The organism is Sinorhizobium arboris LMG 14919, from assembly GCF_000427465.1.
Taxonomy (GTDB): domain Bacteria; phylum Pseudomonadota; class Alphaproteobacteria; order Rhizobiales; family Rhizobiaceae; genus Sinorhizobium; species Sinorhizobium arboris.
This window is the reverse complement of the sequence record NZ_ATYB01000008.1, coordinates 826,735-848,433: the sequence shown is the minus strand read 5'-3', so window position 1 is coordinate 848,433 and position 21,699 is coordinate 826,735. Positions and strand designations below refer to the sequence as shown.

At 62.8% G+C, this 21,699-nt stretch carries 17 protein-coding genes; 12 read left to right on the top strand and 5 right to left on the bottom strand.

What is annotated here, in order from left to right:
- Nucleotides 1-163 precede the first annotated feature (163 nt).
- The 11 genes from SINAR_RS0104520 to SINAR_RS0104465 all read left to right on the top strand — a co-directional run bounded on the left by SINAR_RS0104520 (nucleotide 164) and on the right by SINAR_RS0104465 (nucleotide 14,283).
- The gene (locus SINAR_RS0104520) at nucleotides 164-808 is read left to right on the top strand and encodes a DUF2291 family protein (RefSeq protein WP_027997959.1); all 645 of its coding nucleotides are present in this window, start codon (nucleotides 164-166) and stop codon (nucleotides 806-808) included.
- Entirely contained in the window at nucleotides 805-2,355 is a 1,551-nt protein-coding gene (locus SINAR_RS0104515; protein WP_027997958.1) for a sugar ABC transporter ATP-binding protein, read from the top strand. Before SINAR_RS0104520 ends, SINAR_RS0104515 begins: the two co-directional genes overlap by 4 nt.
- Nucleotides 2,355-3,422, top strand: coding sequence for an ABC transporter permease (locus tag SINAR_RS0104510; RefSeq protein ID WP_027997957.1), 1,068 nt, complete (start codon nucleotides 2,355-2,357; stop codon nucleotides 3,420-3,422). Before SINAR_RS0104515 ends, SINAR_RS0104510 begins: the two co-directional genes overlap by 1 nt.
- A gap of 39 nt (nucleotides 3,423-3,461) precedes the next feature.
- Nucleotides 3,462-4,496 (top strand): Gfo/Idh/MocA family protein, encoded by a 1,035-nt coding sequence (locus tag SINAR_RS0104505; protein ID WP_027997956.1) that lies wholly within the window; start codon nucleotides 3,462-3,464, stop codon nucleotides 4,494-4,496.
- Complete coding sequence (apnL, locus tag SINAR_RS0104500; RefSeq protein WP_027997955.1) at nucleotides 4,493-6,412, top strand: D-apionate lactonase; 1,920 nt, start codon at nucleotides 4,493-4,495, stop codon at nucleotides 6,410-6,412. The genes SINAR_RS0104505 and apnL overlap by 4 nt, the downstream gene beginning before the upstream one ends.
- A 113-nt stretch (nucleotides 6,413-6,525) precedes the next feature.
- The gene (locus SINAR_RS0104495; RefSeq protein WP_027997954.1) at nucleotides 6,526-7,284 is read left to right on the top strand and encodes a Tll0287-like domain-containing protein; all 759 of its coding nucleotides are present in this window, start codon (nucleotides 6,526-6,528) and stop codon (nucleotides 7,282-7,284) included.
- Nucleotides 7,281-10,034 carry a response regulator gene (locus tag SINAR_RS0104490; protein WP_027997953.1) on the top strand — a complete coding sequence of 918 codons (2,754 nt, stop codon included), beginning with the start codon at nucleotides 7,281-7,283 and terminating at the stop codon, nucleotides 10,032-10,034. The genes SINAR_RS0104495 and SINAR_RS0104490 overlap by 4 nt, the downstream gene beginning before the upstream one ends.
- A gap of 24 nt (nucleotides 10,035-10,058) precedes the next feature.
- Nucleotides 10,059-10,424, top strand: a complete 366-nt coding sequence (locus SINAR_RS0104485) for a response regulator (protein ID WP_027997952.1) — start codon at nucleotides 10,059-10,061, stop codon at nucleotides 10,422-10,424.
- Nucleotides 10,425-10,432: 8 nt separating this feature from the next.
- Entirely contained in the window at nucleotides 10,433-11,995 is a 1,563-nt protein-coding gene (locus tag SINAR_RS0104480) for an adenylate/guanylate cyclase domain-containing protein (RefSeq protein ID WP_027997951.1), read from the top strand.
- Nucleotides 11,996-12,212: 217 nt separating this feature from the next.
- Nucleotides 12,213-13,511, top strand: coding sequence for a hypothetical protein (locus tag SINAR_RS0104470; RefSeq protein WP_027997950.1), 1,299 nt, complete (start codon nucleotides 12,213-12,215; stop codon nucleotides 13,509-13,511).
- A complete protein-coding gene (locus tag SINAR_RS0104465) occupies nucleotides 13,498-14,283 on the top strand; it encodes a COG3904 family protein (protein WP_027997949.1) in 786 nt (261 codons plus the stop codon). Before SINAR_RS0104470 ends, SINAR_RS0104465 begins: the two co-directional genes overlap by 14 nt.
- Here the strand turns inward: SINAR_RS0104465 and SINAR_RS1000000137650 are convergent.
- The 5 genes from SINAR_RS1000000137650 to SINAR_RS0104440 all read right to left on the bottom strand — a co-directional run bounded on the left by SINAR_RS1000000137650 (nucleotide 14,280) and on the right by SINAR_RS0104440 (nucleotide 19,967).
- Nucleotides 14,280-14,627, bottom strand: coding sequence for a sigma factor (locus SINAR_RS1000000137650; protein WP_234710565.1), 348 nt, complete (start codon nucleotides 14,625-14,627; stop codon nucleotides 14,280-14,282). The two genes, SINAR_RS0104465 and SINAR_RS1000000137650, sit on opposite strands and share 4 nt — an antisense overlap.
- Entirely contained in the window at nucleotides 14,614-15,414 is an 801-nt protein-coding gene (locus SINAR_RS0104455) for an inositol monophosphatase family protein (protein ID WP_027997948.1), read from the bottom strand. The genes SINAR_RS1000000137650 and SINAR_RS0104455 overlap by 14 nt, the downstream gene beginning before the upstream one ends.
- A gap of 63 nt (nucleotides 15,415-15,477) precedes the next feature.
- Nucleotides 15,478-16,539, bottom strand: a complete 1,062-nt coding sequence (locus tag SINAR_RS0104450) for an ABC transporter ATP-binding protein (protein WP_027997947.1) — start codon at nucleotides 16,537-16,539, stop codon at nucleotides 15,478-15,480.
- The gene (locus SINAR_RS0104445) at nucleotides 16,536-18,764 is read right to left on the bottom strand and encodes an ABC transporter permease (protein ID WP_027997946.1); all 2,229 of its coding nucleotides are present in this window, start codon (nucleotides 18,762-18,764) and stop codon (nucleotides 16,536-16,538) included. Before SINAR_RS0104445 ends, SINAR_RS0104450 begins: the two co-directional genes overlap by 4 nt.
- 174 nt (nucleotides 18,765-18,938) lie before the next feature.
- Nucleotides 18,939-19,967 carry an ABC transporter substrate-binding protein gene (locus SINAR_RS0104440; RefSeq protein WP_027997945.1) on the bottom strand — a complete coding sequence of 343 codons (1,029 nt, stop codon included), beginning with the start codon at nucleotides 19,965-19,967 and terminating at the stop codon, nucleotides 18,939-18,941.
- Nucleotides 19,968-20,145: 178 nt separating this feature from the next.
- Between SINAR_RS0104440 and SINAR_RS0104435 the strand changes: the two genes are divergently transcribed.
- Entirely contained in the window at nucleotides 20,146-21,153 is a 1,008-nt protein-coding gene (locus SINAR_RS0104435) for a LacI family DNA-binding transcriptional regulator (RefSeq protein ID WP_027997944.1), read from the top strand.
- Nucleotides 21,154-21,699 lie beyond the last annotated feature (546 nt).

The window sequence follows — 21,699 nt, the reverse complement described above, 5'->3', positions numbered from 1 at the left end:
CTGCTCTACGGCGGGATGGGGAAAAGCGTGCGGTTTCCGCCCGCATCCCGCGTCGCAACTTATCAGGACCTACGCCTCGTGCTTTCCGAAAGTCGATTCGATTTCGGGCCGATGCTTAGGCAGGCGGCGGATACGCTGCGCGTCTGTCATGGAGTGAATTTCGATGCCGAAGTTTAAGGTCGCGGCCACGCTTGTGGCTGCGGGCGTGATGGCACTCTCGGGCTGCAAGATCATCAAGACGCCGACTGCCCAAGAGGCCGCGGAGGCTGCATCGGGCGGCTTCAATCCCGATCGCATGGTCGCCGAGATCTGGGACGCCAAGGTGCTTCCCTATCTCGACAAAAAGGCCGGTCCATTCACCGAGGTCGCGGCTCTTGCTCAGAGCGATCCGCAGGCGGCGGGTGCCAGATACGGCCACAAGGAAAAGCAGGGGAGCGCCCCTTGGACCTTTGCGGCGCGTCTTTCCGGCACCATCGTTACAGCCGAGACGAAGTCGCGTTCGGCCTATGTCGAGGTCGATGCAAACGACGACGGCAAGGCGGATGCGCGCGTGCAGATCGGCCCGGCGATCCGCGGTACGGCGATCCGTGACAGTCTCGACTTCGTCAACTTCAACGAATTCAAGAACCAGATCGAATGGGCGCAATTCGGCAAGGCCTTCAACACGCATATCAACGGGCTGGTGCTGGAAAAGCTGTCCCGAGATGGGCTCGTCGGCAAGAAGCTCGACGCTCTCGGCGCCTATCCGCTGCCCGCCAAGGGGCAATTGCCGATGTTCGTTCCGGCTCAGCTGACGGTGGGCGGATGATCATGCACCCAGGTGACGACGACAAATGCGTCCTGCGCCTCGAAGACGTGACGAAGGTCTATTCGGGCATCGTTGCGGTGCGCCATGCGAACCTTTCGCTCCGGCGAGGCGCCGTGAATGTGCTCGTCGGCGAAAACGGTGCCGGCAAGTCGACGCTGATGCGGATCATCGCCGGTGTCGAGAAGCCGTCGCTCGGCCGCATCCTGCTCGATGGCCAGGAGGTGGAATTCCATTCGCCCGCTGACGCGCAGCGCAATGGCATCGGCATGGTCTTTCAGGAACTCAATCTGTTCGGCAATCTCTCGGTTGCCGAGAACATCTTCGCGACCCGGGAACTGACACGGGGCATTCGCGGCATAGATCATCGCGCCCAGGTCGAGCGGGCCACCGGGTTCCTCGACAGGCTCGATGCGGGGATCGATGCCGAGACGCTCGTCGAAGATCTGCCGATCGGGCAGCAGCAGCTGGTGGAGATCGCAAAGGCGATCTCGCTCGACACCCGCATCCTTATTCTCGACGAACCGACATCGGCACTTTCGGCTGCGGAGGTGGACGTCCTTTTCAAGGTCATCCGCGAGCTGAAGGCACAAGGGGTGGCGATCGTCTACATCTCTCACCGGCTCGAAGAGCTGATGCGGATCGGCGACTACATCACCGTGCTCCGGGATGGGCAGATCACCGGCCAGGCCATGGTCAAGGACATCGACACCAAATGGATCGTCCGGTCGATGATTGGCTCGGATGCGAAGGACTTCGCCAAATCGGTCGACCACCGTCTCGGCGACGAGGCGTTCCGGGCCGAGGAGATCTGCCTGCCGCGCCGGACCGGCGGCCTCGCGGTCGATCATGTCTCGATCTCGGTGCGTGCCGGCGAGGTATTGGGGATATACGGACTGATGGGGGCGGGCCGCAGCGAGTTCTTCGAATGCGTCATGGGCCAGCACCCGCATTGCTCGGGGCGGGTCTTTGTCGACGGGACGGAGGTCGACGCCAGCGACACCTCCGGAAGGATCGGTGCGGGTTTGGCGCTCATACCGGAAGATCGCCAGCGCGAGGGCCTCGTCCAGGCACTTTCGATCGCCAGCAACCTGACGCTTGCGAGCCTCGACCGCTTCGTCCGTTTCGGCTTCCATATCGTCGGCGCGCGGGAGCAGGCCACGATTGCGGCGGCCATTCGCGACCTCTCCATCAAAGCCCCTAACCCGGATTTCGAAGTGACCTCCATGTCTGGCGGCAACCAACAGAAGGTCGTCATCGGCAAGGCCCTGATGACGAAGCCGAAGGTGCTGCTGATGGACGAGCCCAGCCGCGGCATCGATGTCGGCGCCAAGGCCGATGTCTTCCGCACGATGCGGCGGCTTGCCGGCGAGGGGCTCGCAATCCTCTTTTCCACCTCCGACCTCGAAGAGGTCATGGCGCTCTCCGACCGGATCGCCGTCATGAGCAACGGACGGCTGGTCGCAGTCGTTGACCGCGTTGAGGCGACGGAGGAGATGATCGTGAAGGCTTCGGCCGAAGGTCATAAAACGACAAGGGAACACGCCTGATGACGACGACGGCAACGACGACCACCGACGCCACGGACGCCGCGAGCGGCTCGGTGCTGCTCACATTGATGAAACTCAGAACGTTCATCGCCCTCTTCGCGGTGATCGCCTTCTTCTCGGTTTTCGCACCGAACTTTCTTTCGACTGCGAATATCATCCTGATGTCGAAGCACGTGGCGCTGAATGCCTTTCTGGCCATGGGCATGACCTTCGTCATCATAACCGGCGGCATCGATCTTTCCGTCGGTTCGATCGTCGGGCTCTGCGGCATGGTCGCCGGCGGACTCATCCTCAATGGCATCGACCTGCAGTTCGGCTACACGGTCTATTTCAACGTCGTCGAGGTCTGCCTCATCACGCTCGCCGTCGGCATCGTCATCGGTGCGGTCAACGGATTGCTGATCACCAAGCTCAACGTCGCACCCTTCATCGCCACGCTCGGCACGCTCTATGTCGCGCGGGGCTTTGCGCTGCTCTCTTCGGGCGGCCAGACCTTTCCCAACCTCGTCGGCAAGCCGGAGCTCGCGACCACGGGGTTCGCCTTCCTCGGCTCCGGCCGGCTTCTCGGACTGCCGGTTTCGATCTGGATCCTCATCGTCGTGGCGCTCGCCGCCGCTTACGTCGCGCGGTACACGCCGATCGGCCGGCACATCTTCGCCGTCGGCGGCAACGAGCGCGCCGCCCGCATGTCCGGTATCCGGGTCGATCGGGTGAAGATGTTCGTTTACATGTTCTCCGGCTTCTGCGCCGCGATTGTCGGCCTGGTCATCTCGTCGGAGCTGATGGCCTCACACCCGGCGACGGGCAATTCCTTCGAGCTGAATGCCATCGCCGCAGCGGTTCTCGGAGGCACGTCGATGTCCGGTGGCCGCGGGACGATCGGCGGCACCATTATCGGCGCCTTCGTTATCGGCATCCTTTCTGACGGTCTCGTCATGATGGGCATTTCCTCTTTCTGGCAGATGGTCATCAAGGGGATCGTGATTATCGTCGCCGTCGTCGTGGATCAGGCGCAACGCCGACTGCAGCAGCAGGTCACGCTGATGCAGCTTGCGAAAAAGGGGTGAGGATTGGGGAGGGGCACTTTGAGCTTAGAGGGCGACCGCATGAGTGATCTCAAAGGCGCGCTGATCGGCTGCGGTTTCTTCGCGGTCAACCAGATGCATGGCTGGCGCGACGCCGAAGGGGCGCGCATCGTTGCCATCTGCGATCGCGATCCGGAGCGGCTGAAGGCGGTCGGCGACGCGTTCGGCATTCAGCGGCGCTACACCTCGGCCGAAGATCTTTTTGCCGATGGCGGCTTCGATTTCGTCGACATCGCCACGACGGCCGGAAGCCACCGGGCGTTGGTGGAAATGGCCGCGCGACACGGGATCGCGACGATCTGCCAGAAGCCGATCGCGCCCACCATGGAAGACGCCAAGGCAATGGTCTCCGCCTGCGCGAAATCAGGCGTGCCGTTCATGGTCCACGAGAATTTCCGCTGGCAGTCGCCGATAAGGGCGGTAAAGACGGCGATCGACAGCGGCGCGATCGGCGATGTGTTCTGGGGACGGGTAAGCTTCCGGTCCGGCTATGACGTCTTTTCCGGCCAACCCTATCTCGCCACGGGCAAGCGCTTCATCATCGAAGATCTCGGCATTCATGCGCTCGACGTCGCACGCTACATCTTCGGCGACGCAACGGCGGTGACCGCGCGCACACGCCGGGTCAATCCGGCGATTGCCGGCGAGGATGTCGCGACGATGCTCCTGGACCATGACGGAGGGATCACCTCGATCGTCGACTGCAGTTACGCGACCAGGTTGCCGGTCGAGCCCTTTCCCGAAACTCTCATCGAGGTGGACGGGAGCGAGGGCACCCTGCGGCTAACGCAGGGCTATCGCCTTGCGGTGCACTCGAAGGGCGGGACGGCGCTGACGAATGTGGAGCCGCCCGTCCTCTCCTGGGCGTCGCCTCCCTGGCACAACATTCAGGAAAGCGTTGCGCTTATCCAGCAGCATTGGGTCGAAACCTTGCAGTCCGGGCGCGAGCCCGATACGTCCGGCCGCGACAATCTCCAGACCTTCGCGCTTGTGGAGGCCTCCTATCTGAGCGCGGCCGAGAGCCGGACCGTTTCACTGGCGGAGGTTCTCGGATGATGGTTTCTCGTGCCTTTCTCCTCTGCGGCACCGACGAGAAGGAGCCGGAGACGCGCAGGATCGAGGCAGGCCGCTTGAGCGCCGAGGTCGTGGGCGGCAATCTGCGCGGCATCCGCTTTGCCGGGAAAGAAGTGCTCAGGGCCATCTCCTTTCTCGTTCGTGACCGGGATTGGGGCACCTGCGAGGCGACAATCGGCGATCTGACCGTCGAAGATGGCCACACGGGAACGACCATTCGTTATTCAGCCCGGTTCCGGTCGCCGGATGGGGCTCTCCTCGTTTGCAGCGCAACCATTGACCTGACGCCCGATCGCCTCGCCTTCGACGCGTGCTTCACGCCGGACCGCGATTTCGAAACGGCGCGCGCCGGCTTCGCAGTCCTGCATCCGATCGCCGATCTGGCCGGGCGGCCCGTCGATGTGGAGCATGGAGACGGCACGGTTGAACAGTCCGTCTTTCCTGAACTCATCGAGCCCTGGCAGCCATTCAAGGAGATCGCGGCGATCACGCACGACGTTTCGTCCGGCATCAGGGCCGAGTGCCGCTTCGCCGGCGACGTGTTCGAGATGGAGGATCAGCGGAACTGGACCGACGGCTCCTACAAGACCTACGTTCGCCCGCTGGAACTGCCCTGGCCCTATCTAATGAAGGCGGGAGAGACGGTACAGCAGAGCGTGACGCTTTCGATCCGCACGGCGGGGGAGGCGCCTGGAGCGGAAGAGCGAGGGCAGGAAGAGATCCGTCTCTCACTCAGGCGCGACGCCGGGCGATTACCCCAGATCGGCGTCGGTCTGCGGCCCGACACTGCAGCCGAAGAGCGGCACCATGCGGGTCTTCTGAAGCAGCTGGGCGCACGGCATCTCGTCTGTCACTTCGACCCGGACGCCGGTCACGGTACGGCCGCTCTTCGCCATTTCCGGGAGGTGGCGGATACGGCGGGCTGCGTGGTGATGCTCGAATGTTTCGTTCCGTGCAGGCGGCCCTTGGAAGAGGAACTCGGCGAGATCGCGCAGCTGGTGCGCCAAAGCGGCCTCACGCTCGCAAGCCTTGCCGTCTCCCCATCGGTCGACCGGCAGTCGACCCCGCCCGGCAGCATCTGGCCGGAATGCCCGCCGCTCGAACAAGTCTATGCGGCCGCTCGGAAGGCATTTCCGGGCGTGCCGATCGGCGGCGGCATGTTCAGCTATTTCACCGAACTCAACCGCAAGCGCGTGCCCGCCGAAGGGCTTTCCTACGTCACCCACTGCACCAATCCGATCGTCCATGCCGCCGACGACATAAGCGTGATGCAGACCTTCGAGGCACTCCGGGACGTAACCCGGTCCGTTCGCGCCATTTACGGCGCGAAGCCCTATCGCATCGGTCCTTCCACGATCGCCATGCGCCAGAACCCCTATGGCAATGCGACGAAGGACAATCGGTTAGGCAAACGGATCGCCATGGCGGCGAAGGACCCGCGACATAACGCTCTCTTCGGAGCGGCGTGGACGCTTGCCTACGCCGCGGCGGTCGCCGATGCGGAGCCCGAGCTACTGACGCTTTCGACGCTCGCCGGATCATTCGGACTGATCGCCGGCGCCGGGGAGCCGGTCGGAGCCGGTCGGACGAGACCGTTGTTTCATGTGCTGCACTGGCTCACGCAGCTTTCTGACGGCGCACGGATCGCGGTTGAAACATCCGCGCCCGAGCGCGTTGTCGGGCTTGGTTCGACATTGAACGGAACGACCACCTTGCTGCTTGCGAATCTCACACCCGATCCGCAACGGGTGACGCTTTCCGAGGTTGGCGCGCGCAGGCTTACGCTTGTCGACGAGACCTGGTTGCGCGATGGCGCGAAAGAACCGGAGGCGAAAGCGCACCAAGGCGACAGGCTCGACCTGCCCGCTTATGCGGCTGCCCGCATCGATGTGCTTTGAATCACGGCAGTCGGATCAAGGCTTGAGCGCGAGAGCGCGAATCCTGATGACTCCTTCCGCCGGCCCTCCTGTGATATCCTCCCGGCTTGTGCTTCCTCCTGGGGGGAGAGAACATGGAAGCCCTTTCAGCCCTGGCGCGAAACTGCATGGTTGCCGTATTGTGCGGTTGCGCGCTCTTCGTACCTTCGGTTGCTGCTGAGGACGCCGCCGATATCGCCACCGGTACACGGCTCGCCGAGTTGCTGCGTGCCGCCCGGAACGTCCTTTCCAACTACCAGTCGCTCATCAATGATCCTGCAATCGGAGACAAGAAGCTCGACGGCGAGCGTTTCACTGCCGAGACGATCGCCCTCTATGCGGAGCGCACCGGCCACAGGTTGACCTCGGATGACCTCGGCGAGCGCGATCGCAAGCTTCTGCAGGCGCAGATCGAGGCGATGCGGGAGGTCGTGAACGAAGAGCAGGACGACATAAACCGGCCCGGAATCGGGTTCAAGGGCTTCGTCCCGGCCATTTTCGCGCGCCTGATGAACGAGAAATTTGCCGTCAAGGCGGGCAATGAGGCGCTGGTCCGCGTTACGGCGCCGGAGGTGCTGGTCCGCAACCGCAAGTCGCTTCCCGACGCTTGGGAAGCGCGGGTCATCAAGGAGGTCTTTTCGGATCCGCAGAGGCCGAAGGGTGAACTCTATACGGAAGTGACGCAGGTGGACGGCCGTCCTGCCTTCCGGATGCTGCTGCCGGAATATTACACGGAGTCGTGCCTTTCCTGTCACGGTTCGCCGAAAGGCGAAATCGACGTCACCGGCTATCCGAAGGAAGGCGGCAAGGCCGGTGATCTGGGCGGTGCCATCAGCATCGTCTTGTTCAAATGAGCGCGCTCGGGCATGAGCTGCGGTCGGCAGAGGCCGGCGGGCCCGCGAAACGGCTCGACAGCCGGATCACCGATCTGCCGATCTCTGCCCGCGTGGCTGCGCTTACGGCGGCCGGCCTGATCAGCCTTGTTCTTTCATCCCTGTTTCTCACGCAGGCGCTTTATCGCAGCGCCGAGCGCATGGCCGAGACCAGGGAGCTTTTCGACCGGGCGGCATCGGCAGCCTCGGCCCATGTGGCATTTGGCGATCTCAGATACTGGTTGACGGACCTCTCCGTCAGTCTGCTGATGAATTCCCAGCGCAATGCCGACGAGGCACGCGAACGGTTGCAGGTGCAACTGGCCCGCCTTGCAAGGCACGCGCCCGAGGCGGTGGAGGAAATTCGCGCCGAGGTCGACGCCTATGTAGAGACGGCGATGCAGGCAGCCGACAGCTACACCCAGGACAACCGTATCGTCGGCAATGCTTTGCTGGCCGAAGCGCGCACCCACAGCGGGAAGGTCGATGCGGATCTTAACAGGCTCGTCGAACAGGTTAAGGCCGAGGCGGAAGCCGCCCGCAGCGAGGTTGTCGCGCAAACCGAGAAGACCGCCACGACCGCCGCCATCCTGGTGGGAGGCGTGTTGCTGATCGGCTCGCTGCTGACGCTTCTCGTCCTGCGCTCGATCGTCGGCCCTCTGCGGCGTCTCAATCGCGTCATCGGCGATCTGACGGAAGGGCGCTACGAGGTCGAGATCCCCGAGGGGGGCGGCGACGAACTCGGAGCAATGGCAAGGACGCTTTCGCTTTTCCGGGAAAGCGCGATCGAAAAGAAAAAGCTCGAAGACGAGGCGGAGCGGCAGCGGCGGACGATCGCGGCCGCGCTCGAGGTGATTTCGGACGGCTTCGTCCTCTACGACTCCGAAGACAGGATACTGGTCGCCAACAGCAAGTATTGCGAAATCTTCCCGAGCCACACACCGAATACGCTTCGCGGCAGGAGTTTCCGCGAGATCGTGGAGCAGAACCTGGAGATGGGCCAGGTGGACCTCGAAGGCAAGTCGCCGAAGGAGTGGCTCGACGAGCGGGTAAGGCTCCACGGGGATCCTGCCGGGCTCGTCGATGAGAAGCGGTTCGGCGATAAATGGGTTCGTATCAGCAAGCGCAAGATTCCGGACGGTGGGACGGTGGCCGTCTACACCGATATTACCGAGCTCAAGCAGCGGCAGGTTGAACTCGAGCGTGCGAAGAGCCGTGCAGAGTCGGCAAATGAGGCCAAGAGCCGGTTTCTCGCCTCCATGAGCCACGAGTTGCGCACGCCGCTTAACGCGATCATCGGCTACAGCGAGATGCTGATGGAGGAGGCACGCGACCACGGGGATGAGGAGCTTGTCCCGGACCTCGATAAAATAGCGTCTGCGGGCAGGCATCTTCTTTCGCTTATCAACGACATTCTCGACCTGTCGAAGATCGAGGCGAACAAAATGGAGGTTTTCCGCGAGACCTTCGGCGTTGCCGCATTGCTTCGCGACGTTGCCGCAACGGTCGCGCCGTTGATGGCCAAGAACGGAAACGAATTCACGCAGGACTTCGGGGCCGATCTCGGCGAGATGCATTCCGACCAGACCAAGCTGCGCCAGAACCTTTTCAACCTGCTCAGCAATGCCGCCAAGTTCACCACTGGCGGGCGGGTGACCCTGAAGGTATGGCGGGAGCAGAGAGCGGAGCGTGATTGGCTTGTATTCCAGGTCTCCGACACCGGTATCGGCATGACACCGGAGCAGCAGGAACGGCTTTTCAATGCCTTCACCCAGGCCGATGCTTCCACCACCCGAAACTACGGCGGCACGGGCCTCGGTCTGAGCATCACGCGCAGCTTCTGCCGCATGATAGGCGGGGTCGTCACCGTAAGGAGCGAGGTCGGCAAGGGTTCGGTGTTCACGATGGAGGTGCCGGCGCAGTGCGAGAGAGAGGCCGACAGACCACCGGCCGCACCGGCACCGCAGGTACGGTCAGGCCGCACCGCACTCATCATCGACGACGAGCCGGCTGCGCGCAGCCTTATTGCAAAGGCGCTGGCAGAAGCGGGCCTCGCTTCGATCGAAGCATCGAACGGACAGGAGGGATTGGTCGCCGCACGCGAGCATCGGCCAGACGCAATCATTCTCGACATCATCATGCCGCATCAGGACGGCTGGTCGGTCCTGCGCGCTTTGAAGAACGATCCCGAATTATGCACGATCCCGGTGATCCTGGCGACGATCCTTGCGGATCGCGAACTGGGTCTTTCGCTGGGCGCGGTCGAATATCTGACGAAGCCCATCGACACCGACAAACTGGTCCGGACGATCGAGGCATTCGGGGGCGGCAAGGACGACGTGCTGATCGTCGACGACGATCAGGCCTCCCGCGAGTTTCTCCGGCGCATTCTGGTCAAGAGAAAATGGACCGTACATGAGGCGAGCGACGGCATTCGCGGGCTGGAAATGATGAAGCGGCTTCTGCCGCGTCTCGTGCTGCTCGACCTTCTGATGCCGGAAATGGATGGATTCCAGACGCTGAGCGAAATGCAGAGGATTCCGGAGCTGCAGAACATTCCGGTGGTGGTGGTCACTTCGAAGGACCTCTCGGCAAACGAGCTGAAATGGTTGCGCGACCGGGCGGTCGCCGTCGTGAACAAGGGCGCAAACAGCAGGTCCCAACTGGTCGAGGCACTCGAGCGTCAGATCGGATCGGGCGCCTTGGCCGGCAACGCCCTCGCGAACGGCTGAGCACAGGCAGGAGGAGAGCCGCAAATGACGAGAATCCTTCTGGTGGAAGACAATGAGATGAACCGCGACATGCTTTCGCGGCGGCTGTCACGTCGCGGCTTCGACGTGCTGATTGCTGAGAACGGAAAGGCCGGCGTCGAACTTGCCAAGACGGAAATGCCGGACCTCATCCTCATGGATATGAGTCTGCCGGTGATGGATGGATGGGAAGCAACGCGGCGGATCAAGGCCAATCCGCTTACATCGGGAATACCGGTCATCGCGCTGACGGCGCACGCCATGGCGAGCGACCGGGAGATGGCCCTTGCCGCCGGCTGCGACGATTACGACAGCAAGCCGGTCGACTTGCCCCAACTCGTCCGTAAGATCGAGCAGTTGCTCGCGACATAGGTGGAAAGATGGCCACCGGCAACGACTTTCAGCGCCAGGCGATTGCCGCTCACGTGGACCAGCGGCTGGCCGGGCCGGCGCGGGCAATCCTGGGTTTCCAGGAGCTGCTCGTCGAGCAGGCGCGGGATCTGGGTCTGCATCACGTAAGGAGCGACCTGGATCGGATAGGCTCTGCAGCGAAGCAATTGAACGGCCTTATCGATCGCCTTCTCGATGGCACGGCCTGCGCTCTGGAGGAGGGGGAAGCGGAGGCCGAGGCAAGGCTCCGGCATGATCTGCGCACGCCGCTCAACGCCATCATCGGCTATTCCGAAATGATTCTCGAGGAGGCAAGGGATGCGCAGCAGCATGCGCTGGCCGAGGATCTCCAGGTGATACTTTCGGCGGCGGCGGAGCTCTTGAGGCAAGTCGACGCCATCGCCAGACTGTCGCGCGGCGAGACCGTCGACATGCTTCAGACGGTGGAACGCACCGGGATCGACGCGGCAGGGCTTGAGCAGCTTCTGTTCAAGGCGCAGGAGGTTGCATGGCCGGAACGGGGCGGCAGGATCCTTCTCGTCGACGACGTGGCCAGCAACCGCGATCTCCTGTCCCGGCGGCTGCGACGCGAGGGCCATTGCGTCGTCACCGCCGAATCCGGACTGTCCGCCCTCGCGAAATTGGCCGAAGACGAGTTCGACCTGATCCTGCTCGACATTCTCATGCCGGACATGAACGGCATCGAGATGCTGTCGCGACTGAAGTCCGAGGAGCGGTGGCAGCACGTTCCGGTCATCATGATATCGGGCCTGAGTGAAGTCACGGCGGTAGCCCGCTGCATCGAGGCCGGAGCCGACGACTACCTGACGAAACCCTTCAATCCGATACTCTTGCGAGCACGGATCAACTCCACGCTTGAGAAGAAGCGCTGGCTCGATCGGGAACGCCATTATCTCCAGCAGATAAAAACGGAAAAGATGCGGTCGGATTCGCTCATTCGAGCGATATTGCCAGACCAGATCGTTGCCCGGCTGCAGGATGGCGAAGAGATCATCGCGGACCGCTTCGAAGAGGTCTCCATTCTGTTTGCTGATATCGTCGGCTTTTCGCCCATTGCGGCAAAGCTCTCCCCGTCCGATCTGGTCAGGCGCCTCGACGGGATGTTCAGGAAGTTCGATCTGCTGACCGAGCAGCATCGCGTCGAGAAGATCAAGACCATCGGAGACGCCTATATGGCCGCCTGCGGGATCCCCGAGCCTGCACCGGATCACGCCGACAGGATCTTGGCTCTCGGAATGTCCATGCTGCGATCGCTGCAGGACACGGAAGCCGGGACCGACCGTTTTCGGATTCGGATCGGGATACATTCAGGCGCTGTCGTCGCCGGGCTCATCGGGCGGCTGCGATTTGTCTACGACGTGTGGGGGGAAACGGTGAACATCGCGAGCCGCCTCGAGTCCCAGGGGATTGCCGACTGCATACAGATCTCCGAGGCGACGAGGCGCGCTCTTCGTGGCGAATGGGCGCTTGAGCGGCGTTGCGCCTTGGACCTGCGAGGAATCGGCATGGTCGAGACCTATCTCGTTGGATAGCGTCAACTGGAGTGCAAGCAGATTGAAACAGTGTCCCTATGCTGTTTCCTTTAATCCCATAGGGTTAGAGGGCAAAAACATGCGGCAAATCAAAGTGCTGCAGCGATATTTGCGCATCTTGTCCGACGCGCAGCGCCGTGGCCTCGCGGGCAGCCTTTATTCCGCCCGTTTCTTCATTCTCTGTTAAGGAATACATTCCTCTGCGGAGATCGTGCTTATGGCCCTCGGCGCATCCCAACGTTTGCATGATGGCGTTGCGGCCGTCGAAACGATGACGCGTTTTGCACTGGCAGTGCTGGCGCTCGCCTCTGGCGTCTATACCTATCTCGGCGTCCGCAGCATTCTCGACGGCTCCCCGACGTCGGTCTTCTTCGCGGCGATCATCTACTCGGCTTCGGTTTCGGTCGGCATCTACGCCTTCTGGTCCTATATGGCACGCTTCTATCCGCACGTGACCACGCATATGGGCCGGGCCGCCATGCTCGGTGTGATGGCTTTGGGCGCGGCCATGATCATCGCCATGTCGAGCTGGCTCAATGCGGCGGCGCTGGCCGGTTCGGCCGCGCTCGAACAGCATCTCGCGGAAACGGTGGAGGACTACACGGCCGACCTCGATCAGGCGCATCAGAACGCGCTCGCGGCCCAGAGTCTGCTGCCCGACATCCAGCGCGCATCCGAACGCTTCGCCCAGCTTGCCGCCTCGGAGCGGCAGTCGGGAGCGCTCACCGGCACGACGGGATCCGGAAGCGTGGTCCAGCTGCTGTCGCAAATGTCGGCACAGATGAAGGATCTGGAAAATGGCATCAATGCCTCCCGGGAACAGGTGACGATGCTGTTCAACCAGGGCCAGAAGCGGCTCGAGACGATGCGCACGCTGGTCTCGGCCCCCGGTGCGATCGCGCCGCGTGCCGATCAGTTCTCCTCCGAAGTGGTGGCGCTCACAGGGGTGATTACGTCGCTCGGGCAGACATCGATCGCGCCTTCGATCCGCCGCGCCGCAGACGACCTGTCTCTCGGCTTCATCGCACCCGTGGCCGACGGCGGCAATGCCGATCTCGTCAACCGCCAGGATCAGGTCATGGAGACGGTGCGGGCCTCGGTTGCAGCACAATCCAAAGTCCTCTCCGAAGCGGCAGACGAAATCCTGGCGCGTGCGCCGGTGGACGAGCGACGCTTCGTCCCGCTGTCATCCGCAGAAGCCGTGTTGCGTTATGGGAACGATTTCATTCCCGCCTGGGCCGGGGCTATTTCCATCGACTTGCTGCCGGGTGTGCTGGTTTTCATTCTGGCGACCGTGCACGGAGCCATCCGAAGGCAGGAGGAGAAGCTACCCTTTGCCGAGCGCATTACGGCGGCCGAGCTTCTGCAGGCCTTGGAAGTGCAGCGCGCCGTGACGGCGAACGGGGTGCCACTCAGCGAAATGGCGGAAGCGGCGGGCAAAGCGGAGGAACCGAACAACATCACAAGCCTCGACCCGAGGACGCGTGCAAAGGACCGGTCGCATGAGGATCGATGAAACCGTTAAGGCGCTCATGCGACTCGACGACGGTGTGCTGATGCGCGGCGCCTTCATCGTGATGCTGATGGCCGCCGGGACCTTCCTGCTGATCGACTTGCGCGACCTGGCTGCCCAGAACGCCGAGCTGTCCGGCTTCGATCCGATGCTCGAGGATCGGCCGGTTCTGCTTCCTGCAGTGACCGAAGCTGCGCCGAACGGTCCGCCGGTCCAACCCGGAAGCTCTGACGAAGTACTGCGCCAACCGATGAAGTTCGATCTCCGACCCGGCGGCGTTCTGCTCGCCGAGGGCACGATCGACCTCGGCGCCGGTTCGCGCTTCGCCGAAGAGATCGAAGCGCGCGGCGAATATGTGAAAACCGTGACCTTCAACTCGCCGGGCGGTTCGGTGGACGATGCGCTCGCGATGTCGAAACTGATCCGCGAGAAGAAGCTCGATACCAAAGTGGCAGCAAAGGCGCTCTGCGCGTCCTCCTGCCCGATCGTCTTTGCCGGGGGCGTGGCGCGTGTGGCGGAAAAGGACGCGCTGATCGGCGTGCATCAGGTTTTCAGCGGCGGCGAGGAACGGCCGACACCGGCACAGGCCATGTCCTTCGCACAATCCACCACGGCCAGAGTCGTCCGCCATCTCGATACGATGGGAGTCGGCCCAAGCCTCTGGATCAACGCCCTCGAAACGCCGCCGGACCGGCTCTATTACCTTACTGAAAAGGAGATGGCTGATTTTCATCTGACCACGGAGCCGGTCGCGACAGCCAAGACGAAGGGCTAATCGAAGCCTCTCACGCCTTCGCAGAGATAGGACAGCATCTGGCTAGGCGAGGTTGCATTGGCCTGGGCCGGGGCGAGCCGAAGAAAAGCATCCTGGACAATATCCTCTGCAGCCTCTCGCGATCGGATGATCCGCGTGGCGTAGGCCACCAGCGCTGGGCGGTTGGCGATATAGACCTCGTGGCGCATTTCCATGCCGATTACCTGCGTCCGGTCGCCGCCGAGTTTGTGTTGGTCGTTCCACGATACCGCGCCATGCTCGATCACATCCGGCGCGCGGGGGGCACGCCGGCGGGCATTTTCAAGTGACGTCGAAGCAGCGGCGCGAGCCTCAAACGCCCGCAAGCTTCCTCAGGTCGTCGACTGCGCCGGGCGCGGCGGCAAGGACGATCGAGCCGCGGGTCAATCCCTCTCCCTCAGTGGGGAAGGGCAGGTACCAGCCGCCCGCTTCCCGGACGAGACAATAGCCGGCGAGGCAATCCCACGCGTGCATATAGGGCTCGTAATAGCCCACCAGACGGCCGGCCGCGACATAGGCCAGCATGAGCGCGCCGGAGCCGTTGCGAATGAACGTGCCGCCCGCATCCAGCAGGTTTTCGACCATCCTTCCGACGAAAGCCGGCTTAACGTAGTTATTGGCGCCGAGCCCGGTCACGTGGTTGCGTATGGTGCGCGATCCGTCGAGTGCGAGGGCCTTGCCGTTCAGCCTTGCGCCGAGCCCGAGTGCTGCCGCATAGAGTTCGCCGTGGCATGGTGCGGCGATGACGCCCACCACCGGCAGGCCGGCATGGACAAGGGCGATGGAGACGCACCAATTGGGCATGCCGTTGACGAATGGGCTTGTGCCGTCGATCGGATCGACAGCCCAGGTGAAGCCTGAGCTGCCGGAAACGAGGCCGTACTCCTCGCCGAGCACTCCATCTTCCGGGTAGGCCTCCGCGATCCGGTCGCGGATGAGATTTTCGACCTCGCGGTCGGCGATGGAAACGAGGTCCTGCGGATCGCGCTTTGTTTCGATGATCAGGGTTTCGCGGCGCGTGAAAAAGTCGAGCGCCATCGTGCCTGCCTCGCGCCCGATGGTTTCGGCCAATGCCAGGCGGGCTTCGAGCCCGGGGACGACGTGAGATGTCATAAGGAATTTCCTTGATTGAAAAATGCCGGTGGTGGCAAAGCTGCCGGTGTTATTTCCTTCATGTCAGCCGCTGATGACGGCTATGCCGCGCTCCTTGAAGGAGATTGCCACATTGGTTTGCGGCGCAAGTGCCCGCTCCACCGCCGGGTCGACCACGAACAGCGTCCCTGCGGCCGTCTTTACCTCGTACTCGACGTGGTCGCCGAGATAGGCCGTGTGGGTGATCTCGCCTGAAAAACTGCCGCCGGCCGAAGGCTCCAGCGCGATCGCGTTCGGACGGACCGCGAGCTTTGCCGGCCCGCGACGCATGCCGCGGCCGCTCACGCGATGCGTCAGTTGCTCCACGCGGATCGTGGCCTCGTGACCGTCGACGTCGATGACGTCGCAGGCAACGACGTTAGCCTCGCCCATGAAATCGGCGATAAAGGCGGAAGCCGGCGTCTCGTAGAGTTCGCGCGGCGCGCCCTCCTGGGCTATGTTCCCGTCCTTCATGACGATGATGCGGTCCGAGACGGCAAGCGCTTCGTCCTGATCGTGCGTGACATAAACAGCGGTGAAGCCCAGCCGCTGCTGCAGTTCCCGGATTTCGGTCCGGACGCGGCGCCTCAGTCTCGCATCGAGATTGGAAAGCGGTTCGTCCAGGAGAAGAACCTGCGGCTCCAGCACCAGCGCGCGTGCAACTGCGACGCGCTGTTGTTGTCCACCGGAGAGTTCGGCGGGCAGGCGTTGACCCATGCCGGGGAGACCGACGAGCGCCAATGCTTCTTCGGCTCTCTGCCGCGCCTCCTTGCGCTTCCTGCCGGAGGATTCCAAGCCGTAGGCGACATTGTCGAGGGCGCTCATGTGCGGGAACAGCGCATAGGACTGAAAGACCATCGAGACGTCGCGTTCGTTCGCGGGCAGCATCGTCACATCCTTGCCGCCGATCAGGATGCGGCCGGATGTCGGATGTTCGAGGCCGGCGAGCATCCGGAGCGTCGTTGTCTTGCCGCAGCCGGAAGGCCCGAGCAGGGTGACGAGCGTGCCTGGTTCGATGGTCAGCGACAGGTCGGGAATGGCTGTGAAGGCGCCGAACTGCTTGCGTATGTTCCGGAAGACGACGGAACCTGGAGCCACGATTGTCATGCGGTTTTCTCCTGGGGAAGGGGAACGGGCGCGCCGGCAACGGCCTGGACGCGGTTTTCGCGCCGAAGCCTGCGTTCGCCGACGAGGAGCTGGAAGCCGGCGATGACTGTTATCATCACCACGATCAGCATGGAGGAATAGGCGATCGCCACGCCGTATTCGCCGTTTTCGACCAGCCCGACGATGTAGGCCGTCGCCATGTTGTATTCGGCGCTGACCAGGAAGATAACGGCACTGATCGAAGTGATGGCGCGCACGAAGGAGTAGACGAGGGCGGCCGTGATCGCCGGTCGCAAAAGCGGCAGGATGACCTTGCGGATGGTGCGGAAGCTGTCGGCCCTGAGCGTGAGAGACGCTTCGTCGAGACTGCGGTCGAGCTGGCTCATCGCCGCCACCCCGCCGCGCACGCCGACCGGCATGTTGCGGAAGACGAAGCAGGCAACGAGGATCAGCGCGCTGCCGGTCATTTCGAGCGGCGGCAGGTTGAAGGCCATGATGTAGCTGATGCCGATGACTGTCCCCGGAATGGCGAAGCTCATCATCAAGGCGAACTCGAAGAGTTCCCGGCCGGCGAATCTCTGGCGCACGATCAGATAGGCGGTGAGGAGGCCGACGGCTGCTGTCAGCGGTGCCGATATGAGCGCGATCTCCATCGTGGTCCAGAAGGAGTTCCAGGCAACCCCTGTCCAGGCGATGCCGCCATCGCGAAATTCGACGGAGAAGGCCTTGATGTAATGGGTGAGCGTCAACGAGTTGTCGAGCCCCCAGGTCTTCACGAAGCCGCCGACGAGGATCATACCGTAAACGACGAGCGTGAAGAACGCCCAGGGGATGACCAGGGCATGGACGGCGATCGAAACCGTGCGGGGCAGGGCGGCGTGGGCGCCGCTGTCGCCCTTTCCGGTGACCGTCGCGAAGCTTTTGCCCGAAAGCCAGAAGCGCTGTGCCAGAAAGGCCGTGAGCGTAAAGCACAGGAGGATGATGGCGAGCACCGCGGCGCGGGAGGGGTCGTTCTGCGAGCCGACGACGGCGAAGAATATTTCCGTCGAAAGTACGCCGTGGCTGCCGCCCAGTACCAGCGGATTGCCGAAATCGGCCATGCTTTCGATGAAACCTATGAGGAACGCATTGGCGAGCCCCGGCTTCATCAGCGGCAGCGAGATGCGCCAGAATGTGCGCCAGCGGTCCGCCCTTAGCGTCTGCGATGCCTCCTCCATCGACGGGCTGACGCCCTCGACGACCCCGATCAGAACGAGGAAGGAAATAGGCGTGAAGGATAGAACCTGTGCGATCCAGATGCCGGTGAGGCCGTAGAGCCAGCGGCCGGGCTCGACGCCGATCAGCGTGGACAGGGCTTCGGTGATGACGCCGGAACGACCGAAGAGCAGAGTGAGCGCAAGGCCGACCACGAAGGGCGGCGTGATGATCGGCAGCACCGTCAAAAGCCTGAGGCTCCGTTTGTAACGGAAGCCGGTACGGGTGGCGACCAGTGCGAAGGCGAGCCCGAGGATTGTCGAGCCGCCCGCGGTCATCACCGCCAGCCAAAAGGTCCGCCAAGCGACGCCGCAGCGCCCGCCGCCGACGACGCAGTCGAGGCTCCAGATCGACGGATCCACGATATTGCGGGTGAAGCCTTGCGGATTGAAGGAGCCGTCGAAATCCTGGAACGCGCCCACCAGCATGCTCCCGACGGGGTAGAAGACGAAGACGGCGACGAGAAAGACAAGCAGCGAGATGGCCGAGACGACGAAGGCGTCGCCCTTCATCACGCCGCGTTCGGCGAGCCCGAAGGCGAAAAGGAGGACGAAGACGAGCGCCGCGAGCACCGCTCCCGCACCCATGGAGGGCTGGCCGTCCGCAAGCGCGCCGAACAGGACTTCGCTGATCGTCCAGTTCCAGCCGGAAAAGCCGATGGCGAGACCCTGAAGAGCCAGAACGGCGATGCCGCAGGCTCCTGTCCAGGCAAGGAAGCTTCCTCGCCGCGCCGGATCGCTGACGAATCGGGCCGCGGCGGCCGCCACAATGGCCAGAGCCGGAAGCATCAGCCACCATTTGCCAAGGGAAGCGATCTGAACGAAACCCGGCGCTGCGGCCGGCTCGTCAGGAAAGGTGGAAAGCCAGCCAAAGCCAAAGAAGCCGCCGTCGATCCTGTACCAGGGAAGGAGGACGAAGGCGGCAAGCCCGAGAGCCAGCGCCATATCCAGTCTGCGGTTGTGAGTTTTCATGGATAGGCTTGTCCGTGCCGCCGTGTCATGGATGAGTTGTCCCGAAGCAGGCGAAGCCGCTGCCGCCGGATAAGAGCGCGATGCGGCCGGAACAGATCATCCGACCGAGATTTTCCGGGTTCGAGCCGACAGTTTCCCGACGAATCGAACCCGTTCGGAGGGTGCGGAGCGCAATCAGTTGGCGGCTGCGCCGATCTCCCGATCCCAGCGCTCAAGAAGCTCCTTGCGCTTCGTTGGATCGCCATAGGTCTTGAAGTCGTAGTCGATCAGCTTGATGTCCTCGAACTTCGGCGCTTCCTCCGGCACCTCGGCCGTCTTGTTCGAAGGAAGCTGGAACGATTTGGCCTCCTTCATGCTGGACTGCACGTCGGCAGAGAGCGCCCAGTCATACCATTTCTTGGCGCTGTCGAGGTTCTTTGCGCCTTTGATGATCGACATCGAGCCGATCTCGTAGCCGGTGCCTTCGCAGGGCGCCACCGACTTCACGGGAAAGCCTTCGACCGTCTGCGCCACCGCATCATGCATGAACACGATGCCGATTGCGGTTTCTCCCCGCGCTGCGGCCTTCACCGGTGCGGACCCGGACTTCGTGTATTGCGACACGTTCGCGTTCAGCTTCTTCAGGTAGTCGAAAGCCTCGTCCTCGCCCATGATCTGTACGAGCGTCGCGAGCGCCGTATAGGCGGTGCCGGAAGAGTTGGGGTTGGCGATCTGGACTTCACCCTTGAAGGACGGATCGAGGAGGTCCGCCCAGCATTTCGGCTCCTTGAGGTTTTTCTGCTTGAAGATTTCGGTGTTGTAGCCCCAGCCGAGCGCGCCGGCATAGACACCGACCGTCCGGTAGCCGGCGCTCTCGGCCTGCTTGACGGCCCAGTCATGCAACTCGCCAAGCATCGGCGACTTGTATTCGAGCGTCAGCCCCTCCGCGGCGGCTTGCAGATGGGGATCGCCGGTACCGGCCCACCAGATGTCCGTCTTGGGGTTGCGCGCCTCGGCCCGGATCTTTGCGTAGGTTTCGCCCGACGACAGGCGGACCATATTGACGGAGATCCCGGTCTCCTTTTCGAAGGCGCCCTTCATCTGCTCGCAGATCACCACGTCGGCCGAGCAGATCAGATTGAGATTTCCATCGGCCTGCGCGGAAAAGGCAACAAACGTCACGCCCGCGGCGAGTGCTGCCGCAGCCAGTTTAACCAAACCCATCGGTTTCCTCCCAGATTGTGCCGGCGCCTCCATGCCGGGCGCTGTTGCAAGCGCGTGCAAATGCTGCACGATGATACTGAAGGTGTCAATGAAATTGTTCCAAATCCCGTGATGTGTTCGCGTTGCACGCAATTGCAAAATAGTGCAAATCTGCGTGCAGGATCGAAGTGAGGTTGCGATGCCGCAGAAACCCTTTGTCAGCGCCCAGGAAGTCGCAGAGCGGGCGGGCGTATCACGTTCGGCCGTCTCCCGCACCTTTACGCCCGGTGCGAGCGTCTCGCCCGAAACGAGGCGGAGAGTGGTAGAGGCTGCAGAAGCGCTCGGCTATCACGTCAATCATCTCGCGCGCGGGCTGATGCGCAACGAGAGTGGCATCGTCTGCCTCATCGTATCGGAGATGAGTACGCCCTATCGTGCCAACTTGATCCGGGCGATGACCCAGCAACTGCAGAACGCCGGCAAGATCGCCATGCTGATAAACACCGACCGCTCCGACAGCAGCGTCGATCTCGCCTTGCGCCAGGCGATCCGGTACCGCGCCGATGCATCGATCATTCTGTCCGGCATGCCCGACCGGTCGATTACGCAGCTCTGCCTGAAGAACGGCCAGCGCCTCGTCCTCATCAACCGCGACGACGACCAGCAGGGACCACTTCGCATCAACCTCGATGATGCGGAAGCCGCGGGGCGGGTCGTCACCGCCTTCGTGCGGGCGGGATGCCGGCGCCTTGCCTTTGCGAATTCGCAAGCCGGCACCCCGAGCCTGATGGCGCGCGAACACGGTTTCGTGGTGGCGGCGAAAGCGATGGGCCTCCCGGTTCTGGTCGAGCGCCACGGGCCCACGGGTTATGAGAGCGGCCGCGTTCTGGCGCAGCGGCTGCTGACGCTCGACGAGCGCCCCGACGCGGTCTTCTGTGCGACCGATCTCCTGGCCTGCGGCTTCATGGATGCCGCGCGCCACCAGTTCCGGGTCTCCATTCCCGATCAGCTCTGCGTCGTGGGTTTCGACGATATAGAACAGGCGGCCTGGTCCTCCTACGACCTGACCACTTTCGCGCAGCCGGTCGAGCTGATAGCCGGGGAGGCCGTGGCCTGGCTCGTCAATGAGAGCGGACAGGAGCCGGTTCGCCAGTCGGTCCGCTTCCAGCCTGATCTCGTCTGGCGCTCATCCGTTCGGGGAGGGTAGCCCCGGCACGCGCCTAGTACAAATGGTATGCAATGGCCTTTTATTGCGAATACCCCCAATTTGTTACTGGTTATGATAATACGTTTGTGTAATATCCCACGTGCACCGACACATCTTCTTGCATTGCTATGGCTTGTAATGGGCTGTGCGGGAGAACGTATTGCCGTGTCCGTGCTCTCTTATTGAGCTGGTGGGAAATGAATGGGCCCTGACCGACGCCGGTCAGGGCCTTGCCTTGCAAGATGATAACCGAAAACGATCCGGCGACTTCCAGAGCATCTCCGCTCCTCTCCGAACGCGATCCCGGGAGGCCAGTCACTGCCGGCGTCGCGCCAAGCCTCAAACGCCCTTTCCCGGTCCGGACGGGAAACGAAGGACTGCAGCGCCGCGCGTCTCATCGGACGCGCAAAGGTCGCTGTAACACTTTGGTTTGCTGCATGTTTTGCCCTTCGACCGATTGCGATTAGACTAAAGGAAACATGCAGTAGCACGCACGATACGGCGCCTCCACTTGCCCATCTGGGCTATCGCCGGTGAATATCGGGG

Excerpts from the sequence above, each read along its gene's own strand:
- SINAR_RS0104520 (WP_027997959.1), top strand. The coding sequence starts at position 164 with ATGCCGAAGTTTAAGGTCGCGGCCACGCTTGTGGCTGCGGGCGTGATG.
- SINAR_RS0104515 (WP_027997958.1), top strand. The coding sequence starts at position 805 with ATGATCATGCACCCAGGTGACGACGACAAATGCGTCCTGCGCCTCGAA.
- SINAR_RS0104510 (WP_027997957.1), top strand. The coding sequence starts at position 2,355 with ATGACGACGACGGCAACGACGACCACCGACGCCACGGACGCCGCGAGC.
- SINAR_RS0104505 (WP_027997956.1), top strand. The coding sequence starts at position 3,462 with ATGAGTGATCTCAAAGGCGCGCTGATCGGCTGCGGTTTCTTCGCGGTC.
- apnL (WP_027997955.1), top strand. The coding sequence starts at position 4,493 with ATGATGGTTTCTCGTGCCTTTCTCCTCTGCGGCACCGACGAGAAGGAG.
- SINAR_RS0104495 (WP_027997954.1), top strand. The coding sequence starts at position 6,526 with ATGGAAGCCCTTTCAGCCCTGGCGCGAAACTGCATGGTTGCCGTATTG.
- SINAR_RS0104490 (WP_027997953.1), top strand. The coding sequence starts at position 7,281 with ATGAGCGCGCTCGGGCATGAGCTGCGGTCGGCAGAGGCCGGCGGGCCC.
- SINAR_RS0104485 (WP_027997952.1), top strand. The coding sequence starts at position 10,059 with ATGACGAGAATCCTTCTGGTGGAAGACAATGAGATGAACCGCGACATG.
- SINAR_RS0104480 (WP_027997951.1), top strand. The coding sequence starts at position 10,433 with ATGGCCACCGGCAACGACTTTCAGCGCCAGGCGATTGCCGCTCACGTG.
- SINAR_RS0104470 (WP_027997950.1), top strand. The coding sequence starts at position 12,213 with ATGGCCCTCGGCGCATCCCAACGTTTGCATGATGGCGTTGCGGCCGTC.
- SINAR_RS0104465 (WP_027997949.1), top strand. The coding sequence starts at position 13,498 with ATGAGGATCGATGAAACCGTTAAGGCGCTCATGCGACTCGACGACGGT.
- SINAR_RS0104455 (WP_027997948.1), bottom strand. The coding sequence starts at position 15,414 with ATGACATCTCACGTCGTCCCCGGGCTCGAAGCCCGCCTGGCATTGGCC.
- SINAR_RS0104450 (WP_027997947.1), bottom strand. The coding sequence starts at position 16,539 with ATGACAATCGTGGCTCCAGGTTCCGTCGTCTTCCGGAACATACGCAAG.
- SINAR_RS0104445 (WP_027997946.1), bottom strand. The coding sequence starts at position 18,764 with ATGAAAACTCACAACCGCAGACTGGATATGGCGCTGGCTCTCGGGCTT.
- SINAR_RS0104440 (WP_027997945.1), bottom strand. The coding sequence starts at position 19,967 with ATGGGTTTGGTTAAACTGGCTGCGGCAGCACTCGCCGCGGGCGTGACG.
- SINAR_RS0104435 (WP_027997944.1), top strand. The coding sequence starts at position 20,146 with ATGCCGCAGAAACCCTTTGTCAGCGCCCAGGAAGTCGCAGAGCGGGCG.